The sequence below is a fragment of the Arcicella sp. GW821-FHT09D11 genome (assembly GCF_059416265.1).
The window spans coordinates 700,822-715,393 of the sequence record NZ_JBWKOV010000001.1 but is presented as its reverse complement, the minus strand read 5'-3'; the positions used below and the strand labels follow the sequence as shown (position 1 = coordinate 715,393).

Here is a 14,572-nt window from a genome sequence, read left to right as displayed (position 1 = left end):
GAAAATCAAAGGCTACTTACTTAGATACCATTTGAGGACTTTATGGTAGCATTCAAATTTTTGATTCTTCTCTCGTAGCGATTAATAATTTCACGTTTCTGACTAGCGTGAAGTCTACGCTCTTTCATTATTTTGCTAGATAATAACTGAATATTTTTATCTTGCTTTTTGATGTGCGTATTTAACGTACTTACTTGAGTTTCATACCCTTCAATTTTTTTCTGAGTTTCTACTTTATAAGCCTTAAATTCTTCAACTTTTAAATCTACGTCTTTAAACAGATTTACCATTTTTAAAGAATCTTGCTTATAATTGTTTCTGATATTGCCTATTTCAACAAAATAAGAGCGATATCTTTTCTCTTGGGCAAGTAACTCGTCAGACAATGTTAATGTTCTAGACCGTAAATCTCTTACTTCAACTTGTGAGCGTTTAAAGTTTTCATTAAGTCTACTTTTTGATCCGTCAAGTTCTTTGTACTTTTTGCTACTAACACAAGAAGATTGACTTAAAATAAGGGCTATCATAATTACAGAGGCCGGAATAATATTTGTTTTCATGTGTTTTAAAATTGATGGCGATTTTAGGTTAAAAACAATTTTTTTAGTTTAAATAGCAATGGTACATAAACTCATTCCATTTTTAATATTATGAATGAGGGTAAATGGCTATTCAATTTTTTTAACGAATTTGTTTAGCCTTAAAATGCTTATTTGGACAAATAAACTTTGCAAAAGTTTATTTTGTATTTAAAATAGATGTCGTATTAAATACTACTTAAAATATCTAACTATGAATAAATCAAAATTAGTATTAAGCAATGGCTAGTAATAAATGGAAAGAAAATGATATATGCAAATTAAGGAAAATATAATTTATTCAACAAATATTTTAGGTAAAAACAATCGTTAATCATCAAAAAACTGCACTTTTCAAAAAATAAAATGCTCAATTAGTGTGGTATAATATTTACTAAATAGCTATGTTTATATGTTATCCTATGTTAATATAACTGAATCGATTTTTAGCATTGTTACGTATATATAATAGTTTTAGAGTGTGCAAAAAAATGACGAATATGAACATACGACGTATAACTACAAATTATTGTGGATGCAGTCATGTCCTTTTTTTTCTGAAATGATACTGATATTATTTATTCATGGAATTTTGATGAAAACACTCTCCATAAAGCATCGTGTGCCTTTATAAAGAAAACAAAATTTTATTTGTACATTCATGGACGAACCTAGTGACTAATAAGCGATTTATTTTTAATAAACTTTACACTTTTCAACACTTTGTGACGATATGGATATTTGTGAAAATGAGGGCTACAAAATGCCACCAAAAGTTATTGCAGATTTAGTGACTGCAAACGTAACACCAAGTGTAAGTGTTGATTCAAAAGGGGAATGGATGGTGCTGCTTCAACGTTCGGCTCAGCCATCGATAGAACAATTAGCCCAACCTGAGCTTAAACTAGCAGGCCTGAGAATTAATCCTGCCAACAATGGACCAAGCAGAACAGCTTATTTTGTGAGTATCAAATTAAGGAAAGTGCTAGGTACAGCCGAAGTCATCATTAAAGGGTTGCCTGAAAAACCATTATTAAGCTATGCAAGCTGGTCGCCAGATGATTCTAAGATAGCTTTTTGTAATTCAACACCTGATAAGATAGAACTTTGGGTACTTGATATTGCTACAGCAACTGCAAACAAAGTAACAGATTTAGGAATGAATGCTGTCTTTGGGCATCCGTACGTCTGGTTATCTGATGGTAAATCTTTGATAGCCAAAACTGTTGACCCAAATCGTGGAAATCCTCCTCAGAAAAAAACAATACCTTCAGGGCCTACGATTGTTGAAAATTTAGGGAAGACCAATCCGAGCAGAACGTATCAGGATTTGCTTAAAAATGAAAGTGATGAAAAGCTTTTTGAGTTTTATGCCACATCTGTTATCGTGAAGATTAACCTTGGAGAAGAGGCTGAAACAATCATTGATGCAGGTATTATTCGTACAGCCATTACTTCACCCAATGGGAAATATATTCTAGTGAAAACCATTCATCGACCTTTTTCTTATCTTGTTCCTCACAATCGTTTTCCTCAAAAAATAGACATTTTTGGAATAGATGGGGTATTGGTAAAAACTTTGGTAGATAACCCATTGATAGAAAACGTTCCGATTTTATTTGATGCCGTTCAGAAAGAACCTCGTGGATTTAACTGGCGAGCTGACGTACCAGCTACCATATATTGGGTTGAAGCCCAAGATGATGGTGACCCTAAAAATGAAGTAACAATTCGAGATAAAGTATTTGCCTTGTCAGCACCCTTTACGGGAAATTATAATACAATTGCTGAAACGAATTATCGCTATGCAGGCATCATCTGGGCTAATGAAACATTAGCTTTGATGGAGGAATATTGGCATAAAACCAGAAGAGTAATTACAAAAATTATTGATCCAAGCGGACAACAAGCAGTTCAAATTTTATTCGACCGTTCTTCTGAGGATAAATACAATGAGCCGGGTAATCCATCAACGAAAAAAAACCAGTATGGTAAATTGGTGATGGATGTACAGAAGGACAATATGGTATTTATGACGGGCGATGGAGCGTCAGCGGAGGGTGATAGACCTTTTGTTGATATTTTAAACTTAACTACTAAGGAAACAAATCGACTGTGGCGTTCAGAAGCACCCTTTTATGAAAGACCCATTTCTATTTTGGATAATGACAAACAAATTGTGCTGACTGTCCGAGAATCAAAGCAAGATAATCCCAATTATTTTGTCAGAGATTTGCTTAATAAAAATACCACACAGCTTACTTTTTTCCCGCATCCTTATCCAGCATTAAAAGGAATAGCCAAACAAGTATTAAAATACAAACGACCAGACGGAGTAGAGCTTACGGCTAATCTTTATTTACCAGCCGATTATCAAAAAGAACAAGGAGCCTTGCCTTGTTTGCTAGAGGCTTATCCCCTAGAATTTAAGGATAAAAGTAATGCGGGGCAGATTTCAGGCTCTCCTTATGAATTTACCTCTATTTATTGGGGGTCGCCAATCTTTTGGGTAACCCAAGGCTTTGCTATTTTAGAAGGAGCTTCGATTCCGATTGTAGGTGAAGGAAATGTGGAACCCAATGATACCTATCTGGAACAATTAGTAGCAGGGGCGAAAGCAGCCATTGATGAAGGGGTTAGTCTAGGCGTAGTAGATTCAAATAGAGTGGGCGTTATGGGGCATTCTTATGGGGCCTTTATGGTCGCTAATTTGCTGTCGCACAGTGATTTGTTTAAGGCGGGTATTGCTAGGAGTGGAGCATATAATAGAACATTGACTCCCTTTGGTTTTCAAGGAGAAGAACGTTCGATTTGGCAAACCCCTGAAACCTATCACAAAATGTCGCCATTTAATTATGCCGATAAAATGAAAACCCCTTTGCTATTGATACATGGCGAAGCAGATAATAATATGGGAACTTTCCCGATGCAGTCTGAACGATATTATAATGCCTTGAAAGGATTAGGAGCAACGGTGCGTTATGTCCAATTGCCTTATGAAAGCCACGGATACCAAGCCAAAGAATCTATTTTACACATGCTTTGGGAAATGGATACGTGGTTGACTACTTATGTGAAGGAGGTAAAAATGGTAGAGATGAATGTTGTTTAGTACTAATGCAAAGTCCATCGAAAGATTTTTCGATGGGCTTTGTGTTTGAAAGCTATTTAATAAAACTATACAGAAAAGGAGCTTTGTGAGCTTTGCCTAAAAATTGCTTTTCGTGTCTTTTTAAAATATCCAAACCCAATATTTGTCGTTGGAAAGTAGTTCTACGAATCTTTTCTCCTAAAATAGCTTCATAAACTTGCTGGTATTGTTTCATGGTAAACTTTTCGGGTAATAAATTAGCCCCAACCAATTTTTTATTGATGTTGTCTCGAAGCGTCTCCAAGGCTTTCTGTACCATTTCATCGTGGTCTAACATCAGAGGAGGCAATTCATTAACGGGATACCACTCGCATCTATCAGATAATGTATCTGGTTGTGGGTTTACTTCATTAAAATTGATTAAGGCATAATATCCCACCGAAATGAAACGCTCTAAAAGCCAATGCTCTTCGCCCGAGTTTAAATGTCCATTATTTAACATTATCTGTTCTATGGTTGCTGGAACAAATCTTTCTAAAGAACCAAAAGTATGAAACTGTTCGAGATAAATATTTTCTAAACCCGTTCTGTCGTGCAAACCTCTTCTTACAGCATCATTTAAGCTTTCATGTTCTTTGACAAATCCTCCGGGCAATGCAAAGAGTTTCGTATTGTGATACTCTAAAATAAGAATCTTCAAAGTCTCTCCGTCAAAACCAAAAATGACTGAATCGTAGGCAATATGAGGCAAAAAGCCTGATTCTTTTGCGGTGTTTGCATACTTTTTATGAATAGCCCTTTTTGTCATTTTTAAAAAATAATAAGATTTAATTGTATTTTTCTATAAATCATTTTATTATTGTCACAAAATGAGACAATAAGTTCAATCTTTCGTAAAACTAACAAATAAAATGAAATTTAGCATCAGACTGTTATGCTTACTCTGTGTATTAATGAATCTAAACATTACTGCTCAATCGCTCAAAAACGGATATGTATTGCCAATTCAAGCCAAAACGGTAAATGGCATTGTGGAAGGCGAATTTGATGTTCGTACGAATACGCATAGTTTCAAGGGTATTCCTTTTGCCCAGCCACCCGTTGGTGATTTAAGGTGGAAAGAACCTCAGCCTGTCAAAAACTGGACGGGCGTTTTGGAAACCAAACAATTTGGCCCTAAAGCCATTCAGCCTGCTATTTTTGGAGATATGGGTTTTAGAAGTAATGGCATGAGCGAAGATTGTTTATACTTAAACGTGTGGACACCCAAAGTAAGTAGTCAGGAAAAATTGCCAGTGTTAGTATATTTCTATGGCGGAGGCTTTATCGCAGGGGATGGCTCTGAACCAAGATATGATGGCGAAAGTATGTCAAAAAAAGGAATCGTTACGGTTACTTTAAATTACAGATTGGGCATTTTTAGTTTTTTCTCACATCCTGAGCTTACCAAAGAATCTTCTCATAAAGCTTCGGGTAATTATGGCTATTTAGATCAAAACGCAGCACTGAAATGGGTAAAAGCTAATATTGCTAATTTTGGCGGAGATCCTAACAAAATTACGATAGCAGGCGAGTCTGCTGGTTCAGTTTCAGTAAGTGCGCAAGTGGTTTCGCCATTATCTAAAAATTTAATTGCGGGTGCTATTGGCGAAAGTGGCGGATTGGTTTTTCCAACATTAGCAGCTGTTACTTTACAAGAAGGAGAAAAAATAGGCGTTAACTTTGCTCAAAAAGCAGGAGTGAGTACGTTGAAAGAATTGCGTGCGATGACAACCTATGAGGTTTATCAGAAAATGATGGAATTTGGGGTATGGAATTTCAAATCAACACTTGATGGATACTTTTTGCCAAAAACATTACCAGAGATTTACGCTAGTAAAGAACATGCTAATGTACCATTATTACTAGGTTGGAACTCGGAAGAAATGAATTATAAGGCTTTAACAAAAGGAAAAGAAGCTACGGCGGAAGTGTATACCAATACCGTAAAAGAATTGTACGGAGATAAAGCACAGGAAGTGTTGAAATTATACCCTGTAGGTACAGCCGAAGAAACAGAACAGTCGGCAACGGCATTGGCTGGTGACCGCTTTATTGCTTATTCTACTTGGAAATGGTTTGACGAACACCGCAAAAATAGCACACAGCCAGTATATCGCTATTTTTATGCACATCCTAGACCCGACATGAAAGCGCAAGACCTTGAGGCTGCCTTAGCTGGGGGAGTAGTAAAAAGAGATAAGAATGCACCGAAACCACCAAAGCCAAAAGGTGCTGTTCACTCAGCAGAGATTGAATATGCTATGGGTAATTTAGCAGGCAATACTACTTATGATTGGAACGAAGACGATTATAAAGTGTCGCAAACGATGCAAAATTACTTTGCTAACTTTATTAAAACGGGAAATCCGAACGGAGCAGGTTTAGAAAATTGGCCAGTGGCTAAAGACGAGGCTAATCCAGATGTGATGATTATTAAAGTACAATCGAAGGCTATTAAAACGCCAAATGATAATCGTTATTTATTTTTAGACAAAGAGTATCAGAAGAAATAAGAATATCAAAAGAAATAAATAGTGAAAATTTAGAGGACTGTCTTAATAAGTAATATCCATCCAAGAAAATTTGAAGATATTATATATTGAGACAGTCCTTTTTAGTAATAGTATAAAGTCTAGTATCTAGTGTCCTAAATTCTAGTATCTTTAGTCTAGCATCCTTTAGTCCTAAATCCTGCAGTCCTATAGTCTTAACAGATAAACACTAATATTTTAACTAAATCTAAGAATAGTTACAATTTTAAAAATGATTGCAAAAAATAGTGTTAATGAATCCTTAAAATTTGCTTTTTTCAAAGTTATATCTGTAATTTTGCTTACAGAAAAATAACCCATCTTTAATTTTTTTTTAATCTGAGATTTATTGCGAATTCTTACCAGAACCATTTGACATTAAATACATTGGTTTAGGGAACTTTATTTTCAAAAAAATAGGTTCTAATAATTCAAAAAAAATATAATCAAAGTCATGTCTGACGCAATTAAACACGAGTGCGGGATAGCGCTAATCCGTCTTCGGAAAGACTATCAGTATTATATCAACAAATACAACACGCCGCTGTACGGTCTGAATAAATTGTATTTGATGATGGAAAAGCAGGTAAACCGAGGACAAGACGGTGCAGGGGTTGCTAACATCAAGATTGATGTTCCTCCAGGTCACCGTTATATCAGTCGCTATCGTTCAGTAGAACAAAATGCAGTACCTGATATTTTTGGAAAGATTTACAAGAAATTCCGAAAGGCTCTGAAGGACAACAAAGACAAAGCTAAAGATGCTCATTGGATTCAAGAAAATGTGGCTTTTTCTGGCGAAGTATTTTTAGGACACCTTCGTTATGGAACACACGGACAGAATGAAATAGAGAACTGTCATCCGATGCTCAGACAAAGTAACTGGCGAAGCAGAAACTTAGTAATGGCTGGAAACTTCAATATGACAAATGTTGAAGAGTTGTTCGACAAACTCGTTTCACTAGGGCAACACCCTAAAGAAAAGGTAGATACAGTAACGGTAATGGAGAAAATCGGACATTTTTTGGACGAAGAAAACCAACGCCAATTCGAGTATTTCAAAAGCGAGTATAACAATCCAGAATTATCGGATGTTATCCAAGATAATATAGATTTACAACGAGTATTACAGCGTTCTTGCCGTGATTTTGATGGTGGATATGCGATGTGTGGAATGACTGGATACGGTGCAGCTTTTGTAGCCCGTGACCCCGCAGGAATCAGACCAGCATTTTATTATGCCGACGACGAAGTAGTAGTAGTAGCTTCTGAAAAGCAAGCCATTAAAACAAGCTTCAACTGTAATTATGAAGATATTAAAGAGGTGCAACCAGGACACGCTTTAATCATCGATAAAAAAGGAGATTATTCTGAAAAACAATTCATCGAGCCCATCGAAAGAAAATCTTGTAGTTTCGAACGCATCTATTTCTCAAGAGCTTCAGATCCAGATATTTATGCAGAACGTAAGCAATTAGGACGTTTAGTGATTCCTCAGGTACTCCAAGAGGTAAGCTTCGACCTTAAGAATACGGTATTCTCGTACATTCCTAATACTGCCGAAACGGCCTTTTTGGGAATGATTGAAGGATTGGAAGACTATCTTGCTAAGGAACGTAAAAAGGCTATCATGGAAGGTGTTTTGTTTGAAAAAGACCTTGAAGATTTGCTTACTTTCCGTCCAAGAGTCGAGAAATTGATTTCTAAGGATGTTAAGCTAAGAACATTTATTACCAATGATGCCGACCGTAACGACATGGTAGCTCATGTATATGATACTACTTTTGAGGTAATCAAGAAAGGCGTTGATAATGTAGTATTAATTGATGACTCAATCGTGCGTGGAACTACCTTAGAGCGTTCTATCGTAAGATTATTGGATAAGCTAGGACCAAAGAAAATCGTTATTGTTTCTTCAGCGCCACAAATTCGTTATCCTGATTGTTATGGCATAGATATGTCACGTATGAAAGAATTTGTAGCTTTCCGTGCGGCTTATCAGTTACTGATTGAAAGAAATATGGATGATGTGCTAGAAGATACACTAGGACGTTGTTTAACAGCAATAGAATTAGGAACTGCTCATAAAGAGAACTTTGTAAAAGCTATTTATGAACCGTTTACAACGGAAGAGATTTCTGATAAAATTGCTGAGTTAGTAAAACCAAAAGACTTGAAAGCTGAATTAGCAATTGTTTATCAAACAGTTGATAGTTTAAACAAAGCTTGTCCGAATGATACAGGAGACTGGTACTTTACAGGTAATTATCCAACACCGGGAGGTAACAAAGTAGTAAATACTGCTTTTGTAAACTTTATGAAGGGTGTTGAGATGAGAGCTTATTAGTAGCGCATCGATATAAAATAAATAAAAACGACTTGACGAAGATGATTTGGCAAGTCGTTTTTGTTTATCATTAACTAATCCTAGCCCAGTTACTAGCATTTGCTTTTTGCTGTTCTATCTGTTCTTTAACCATCGCATTTTGGGGTAGGTCTAAGTCATGCTCTTCTTCCAAGATGGCTGTAGCGCATTCTCTGGCAACTCTTAATATTTCGCCATCTTTAGCTAAATCAGCAATGAGTAAATCTATTACGCCACTTTGTTGCGTACCTGATAAATCACCTGGACCACGTAATTGTAAATCTACATCGGCAATTTCAAAACCATCAGTTGTTCTTACCATCGTTTCTAAACGGATACGGGTGTCTTTAGAAAGCTTTACATCCGTCATCAAAATACAATAACTTTGTTCTGCCCCACGTCCTACTCGTCCACGTAATTGGTGTAACTGTGATAATCCGAAACGCTCGGCACTTTCAATCACCATGATAGAGGCATTTGGCACATTTACACCAACCTCAATCACGGTAGTTGCTACCATAATTTGCGTTTCTTTTTTGATAAAGCGTTGCATCTCAAAATCTTTATCTGCGGGCTTCATTTTTCCATGAACTATGCTAATATGGTATTCAGGAAAGGCTCGTACTATACTTTCATAGCCATCAGCCAAGTATTTATAATCTAGTTTTTCAGATTCTTCAATCAGCGGATACACCACATATACTTGTCGCCCTTTCTTGATTTCATCACGCATAAAACCAAACACATTTAGGCGGTGTGAATCATAACGATGAACAGTTTTGATAGGCTTTCGACCTTTAGGCAATTCATCAATGATAGAAACATCCAAATCTCCATACAGGGTCATGGCCAAGGTTCGTGGAATAGGAGTGGCCGTCATGACCAAAATATGTGGGTGAATAACTGAGTTTTTCTCCCAAAGTTTGGCTCTTTGTGCTACACCAAAACGATGTTGTTCGTCAATAACTACAAAACCAAGATTTTGAAATTGTACAATATCTTCCAAAATGGCATGTGTTCCCACTAAGATATTCAACGAACCATCCAAAAGTCCTTCATGAATACCAACCCGTGCTTTTTTACGAACCGACCCCGTCAGTTTATCAATTTTAATGCCTAATGAATCTGCAAAATCTTTTAAGCCTTGATAATGTTGGTCTGCTAAAATTTCGGTAGGGGCAATAATACATGCCTGACATCCATTGCTTATTGCCAAAAGCATACAAATGAAAGCAACAATGGTTTTTCCAGAACCTACATCACCTTGCAAAAGCCTGTTCATTTGTTTGCCCGATTTCATATCTTCAAAAATCTCTTTGATTACACGCTTCTGGGCATTGGTTAAATCAAAAGGAAGATGATTTTTGTAAAATTCTGTTACTAAACCAGTACTCTTAAAAACTTGTCCTTTATAATCAGTCCTTCTATTCAGCTTTTGTTTGATAAGCCTGAGCTGATTATAGAAAAGTTCTTCAAATTTCAACCTGCGTCTAGCTTGATGCAACCAAGCTTCCGACATCGGCAAATGAATATTATAAACAGCATCTTTCTTTTCTATCAAACGGAATTTTTGTCTGATATTTTCAGGTAATGTTTCTCGAATTTGTGCATAAGAGATGTCTAATAAATTGCGTTGCATCGTCGCAATTACTTTAGAATCTATATATCGTTTCTTTAGCTTTTCGGTTAAACCATATACTGGCTGAAAATATCCTCCTTTTTCATTGGTTGGGTTTAGCAATTCCATTTCGGGATGTTGCATTTGTGGGCGACCTTGAAAGAAGGCTGGTTTGCCATAAATAACATATTCTGAATTAGGTCTTAACTTTTTCTCTAAAAAACTTACTCCTTGAAACCACGTTAATTCCATCGTACCCGTTCCATCAGAGAATTGGGCAGTAAGACGAGCCTTATGGCCTTCGCCAATTTTCTCCATAAAATGTAGCCTTCCTTTTATTTGTGCTACCTCCATTCCTTCATACAAGTCGGCTATTGTATGGAATTTAGTACGGTCTTCATACCTGAAAGGATAGTATTGAATCAAGTCGGCATAGGTGAAAATTTGCAATTCGGTATTGAGTAGTAGCGCTCTTGCAGCACCTACACCTTTGAGAATCTCTATGCGGGTATCGAAAAAATTGTTTTGCATAATTTTGCTCTTAATCGCAACGTTATTAGTAAGTTAGTAGTCTTATATTGAATTTCTGCATGAATATATTTGCCTCTATTTGTTCACAGGAAATACAATATTTTAGATAGATGATAAACAATTATGTGAAAATACTGATTTTTATATCAAAATATTAACTTTAAGCCCTCGGAATCTCTAAAGAGAATATACTAATTAATACTTCCCCTCTACGCTTTTTGAATACAAAGACGCTCTCGAATCCAAAAACTATGAAGAAAATTTACGTTACATTTTTTTGCGTTCTCTGCTTTTTAAATAGCTTTCAGCTCAGAGCCAATCATATTCTCGGGGGTAATTTCGACCTCGTCAAAGGGAATATACACGGTTGGTTTACCTTAACTATGCATCTCTATTTCGACAATGCAGTCAGAAAAGCATCTCAACAAGAAGACAATGGATTGAAAGTCGGTATTTTCAGGAAAAGAGATAATGCCTTGATGCAATCACTTATCCTGTATTCTTATAATTTAAATGGTATTCCTTTTATTTACAGCAATGCCGCTTGTGCTACCAATCAAGGGCTGAACATTACCGACATCACTTATATTGACAATGTGTACCTAAACCCAGTCGATTATTCCGATGACCAAGGTTATTATATCGTTTATGATAGGTGTTGTAGAAATTCGGCCAATAATATTAACAATCCCCAAAATACAGGTATGCTATTCTATTTAGAATTTCCATCCTTGAAAAAAAATGGGAGTGATTTTGTTAATTCTTCTCCACAATTCTCAACCCCTAATGGTGAATATATTTGTAAAGGCAAACCCTTTAGATTTGATAACTCGGCAACCGATGCAGACGGTGACCAATTAAGATATTCTTTTGTAACGCCCTATCGTGGATTTAGTAATGGTAACAATGCTATACCTGACCCTAGAGGTGCTTCTAACATCCCTTTAATTACTTGGAACAACGGATATACTGCCAATACTGCTATTCCAGCCAATGCACAAGGAATGAAGATTGATAATCAGGGAATAATTACGGTGACAGCTACTGAGCTAGGACTTTTTGTGTATTCTGTATTGGTTGAAGAAATCAGAAATGGTGTTGTAATTGGGCAATCCCGAAGAGATTTTCAGTTTAAAGTCATCGACTGTTTTGACCCTCCTGCCAAGCCCGATATTTTCAAAGATTTATCGCCTGTCAAAACACATACTGCTTCAATAGATTTTTGTGATTATGGATTTGTAGAAATTGCGACAGCATTAGATGCAAGATATACCTATCAATGGCAAAAAGACAATGTTAATCTTAGCAATGAAAAAGATTATAGAATCAAAATCAATGAACCTGGAAAATATACGGTAGTAATTGGTTATAATACTGGTTGTAGTGAGTCTACCACCTCAGAAATAACAATAGTAAACAAAGTAGCTGGAGAACAATATGTAATTAATCCTGATGCCAAAAAAGCCTGTTTTGATGAAATTCCAATTAAGTTAACGATTCAGAAACAAAATGGAAGTGCTTTTACACCGAGTGATTTTAGCTACCAATGGTCGCGGAGTACCACTAATATCACCAATAATAGCCATATACTTGATGTTAATTTATCAGGAGAGTATGTTAGTAGGATGACCCAAATAGGGGGCGTTTGTGAATACGAGCCTAAAGCTAGTGTAACAATATTCGCTTTGCCAGATGCTATGTTATCAAATGCTACGGGAAAGCAAGTAATTTGCCAGAAAGATTCTATCCCACTTACTGCCAATACTGGCTATAATTTACAATACGCTTGGTATCAGAATGATGTTGCTATTCAAAATGCAACAGATAATAAATTTAATGTTTTAACCTCTGGCGTTTATAAAGTATTAGTGACGGACGAAAATGGCTGTAAGAAAATGTCAGATGCGGTAAAACTAACTGTAAATCCCTTAACGCCCATCAAGTTTGATACCATCCTTCCTTTTTGTGGCTCAACTACTACCAAGCTTAATTTACTCAATTATGTAAATCCTTATGATGCTACCAAAGCCAAATTTATAGGTATGAATGTCAGTGGCACGGCATATACGCCATTAGTTTATGGACAATCGCCTATTACCTATCAATACACAAATGAATTTGGCTGTGTATCTAAACTGACCAGAATCGTTTTTGTTGACTTGCCTCCCAAGGTATTGCTTGGGAATGACATCGTTATTTTTAAAGGAGATACTATTACGTTGAAGAGTATCACGGGCGGAGGATTTGATAATAACTTAATTTATGAGTGGTCGCCTGAAAGTGGTTTGAATAACAGTCGCGTTCCCATGCCCGTTGCTTCGCCTACTGTATCTACTGAGTATGTGTTAAAAGTGAGCTCACGTGCTAGTACCTGCACTAGCAGCGATAATATTTTGGTAAAAGTAAAAGCCAAGATTATTGTACCGTCGGGCTTTACACCTAATCAAGACAACGTAAACGATATTTGGGAACTAGAGGGCATCGAAGAATATCCGAATGCAGAAGTGAAAATTTATAACCGCTGGGGCAACGAAATTTTTAGTACCCTTAGTTATTCCTCTAATCCATTTAATGGAAGAATAGATAATGTTAGTTTACCAGCAGCCACTTATTATTACGTGATAAAAGCCGATGCAGACATCCGTCCCATCACAGGATATTTAACCATTGTCAGATAATTTTAAGGGTGAGAGCAGTAAAATGCAGGAATGAGATTAAATTTGCAGTCGGGGACAACATTTTTAGCCCTACAAATCTAAATCATTATGCAAGGATTACTCGATCAACAGTTCAATGAAGGTGGTGTTGTTATTACCAAAGTAGATGACCTTATCAACTGGGCACGCTTAAGTTCGCTTTGGCCTATGGGCTTTGGTTTGGCTTGCTGTGCTATTGAAATGATGCAGACAATGGCCTCTGGCTATGATTTAGACCGCTTTGGTGTTTTTCCGAGACCTTCCCCTCGCCAGTCAGATGTAATGATTGTAGCAGGAACAGTTACTTTCAAAATGGCCGACCGTATCCGTCGTCTTTATGAACAAATGCCTGAACCTCGTTACGTAATTTCGATGGGGAGTTGTTCAAATTGTGGAGGCCCCTATTGGGAACACGGCTATCATGTAGTGAAAGGTGTGGATAGAATCATTCCTGTAGATGTATATGTACCGGGTTGTCCGCCTCGCCCTGAGGCCTTGATTGGTGGTTTTTTGAAACTGCAAGAAAAAATTAGAAGCGAAAGTTTAGTAGCGCCCAAAGCACTATTAGACATGGAAGAGGAAGAAGCCAGAAACCAAAAACCAGCATTTGCCATTAATGCCTAAGCAAGATGAAAATAGAAAACTTTAAAGATATTCTGATAGAGAAATTTGGAGAAGGAATCATTCTCCAAGCTGACCACCAATGTATTACTGTGCCTACAGAAAGCATTGCAGAGGTTTGTCAATTAATGCTTGAGCATGAAGATTGCTACTTTGATATGCTATCTTGCCTGACAGGGTTGGATAATGGCGTTGAAAAAGCAACGATGGAGGTAATCTATAATCTGTATTCAATTCCTTACGAGCATAAACTGATGTTAAAGGTGGTTTTTGCGAGAAATGAAAAAGGAGAGCCTTTGCCACAAGTGCCTTCTGTCAGTAATATCTGGAAAACGGCCGATTGGCATGAAAGAGAAACCTTTGATTTAATGGGAATTGAATTCACAGGTCATCCAGATTTAAGAAGGATTTTATTGCCAGAAGATTGGGATGGACATCCCCTTCGAAAAGATTATCAGGCTCAAGAATACTATCATGGTATCCAAGTAAAATATTGATT

General features: G+C 36.6%; 9 protein-coding genes. 6 read left to right on the top strand and 3 right to left on the bottom strand.

The features are described from left to right. Positions 1-20: 20 nt before the first annotated feature. Positions 21-560, bottom strand: coding sequence for a hypothetical protein (locus AC07N0_RS02945; protein WP_492800749.1), 540 nt, complete (start codon positions 558-560; stop codon positions 21-23). A 751-nt stretch (positions 561-1,311) separates the two neighbouring features. Between AC07N0_RS02945 and AC07N0_RS02940 the strand changes: the two genes are divergently transcribed. Continuing rightward, positions 1,312-3,690: an alpha/beta hydrolase family protein gene (locus AC07N0_RS02940; RefSeq protein ID WP_494588055.1), complete on the top strand. Its 2,379-nt coding sequence runs from the start codon at positions 1,312-1,314 to the stop codon at positions 3,688-3,690. Positions 3,691-3,742: 52 nt separating this feature from the next. On the opposite strand, the gene AC07N0_RS02935 is transcribed toward AC07N0_RS02940, so the two are convergent. Next, positions 3,743-4,477, bottom strand: coding sequence for an NUDIX hydrolase (locus tag AC07N0_RS02935; RefSeq protein WP_492800747.1), 735 nt, complete (start codon positions 4,475-4,477; stop codon positions 3,743-3,745). Between the two features lie 103 nt (positions 4,478-4,580). On the opposite strand from AC07N0_RS02935, the gene AC07N0_RS02930 reads away from it, so the two are divergent. Together AC07N0_RS02930 and AC07N0_RS02925 are read left to right on the top strand one after the other, a co-directional pair. Beyond that, the gene (locus AC07N0_RS02930; RefSeq protein WP_494588054.1) at positions 4,581-6,224 is read left to right on the top strand and encodes a carboxylesterase/lipase family protein; all 1,644 of its coding nucleotides are present in this window, start codon (positions 4,581-4,583) and stop codon (positions 6,222-6,224) included. Between the two features lie 472 nt (positions 6,225-6,696). After that, complete coding sequence (locus tag AC07N0_RS02925; protein WP_494588053.1) at positions 6,697-8,589, top strand: amidophosphoribosyltransferase; 1,893 nt, start codon at positions 6,697-6,699, stop codon at positions 8,587-8,589. Positions 8,590-8,659: 70 nt separating this feature from the next. Here AC07N0_RS02925 and recG read toward each other — a convergent pair whose 3' ends face one another. Next, a complete protein-coding gene (gene recG, locus AC07N0_RS02920; protein ID WP_494588052.1) occupies positions 8,660-10,756 on the bottom strand; it encodes an ATP-dependent DNA helicase RecG in 2,097 nt (698 codons plus the stop codon). 383 nt (positions 10,757-11,139) lie between these two features. Here recG and AC07N0_RS02915 point away from each other — a divergent pair, with 383 nt between their 5' ends. The 3 genes from AC07N0_RS02915 to AC07N0_RS02905 all read left to right on the top strand — a co-directional run bounded on the left by AC07N0_RS02915 (position 11,140) and on the right by AC07N0_RS02905 (position 14,570). Beyond that, the gene (locus tag AC07N0_RS02915) at positions 11,140-13,434 is read left to right on the top strand and encodes a T9SS type B sorting domain-containing protein (RefSeq protein WP_494588051.1); all 2,295 of its coding nucleotides are present in this window, start codon (positions 11,140-11,142) and stop codon (positions 13,432-13,434) included. Between the two features lie 87 nt (positions 13,435-13,521). Next, positions 13,522-14,076: an NADH-quinone oxidoreductase subunit NuoB gene (nuoB, locus tag AC07N0_RS02910; protein ID WP_309915445.1), complete on the top strand. Its 555-nt coding sequence runs from the start codon at positions 13,522-13,524 to the stop codon at positions 14,074-14,076. Between the two features lie 5 nt (positions 14,077-14,081). Further along, complete coding sequence (locus AC07N0_RS02905) at positions 14,082-14,570, top strand: NADH-quinone oxidoreductase subunit C (RefSeq protein WP_494588050.1); 489 nt, start codon at positions 14,082-14,084, stop codon at positions 14,568-14,570. Positions 14,571-14,572: the final 2 nt, after the last annotated feature.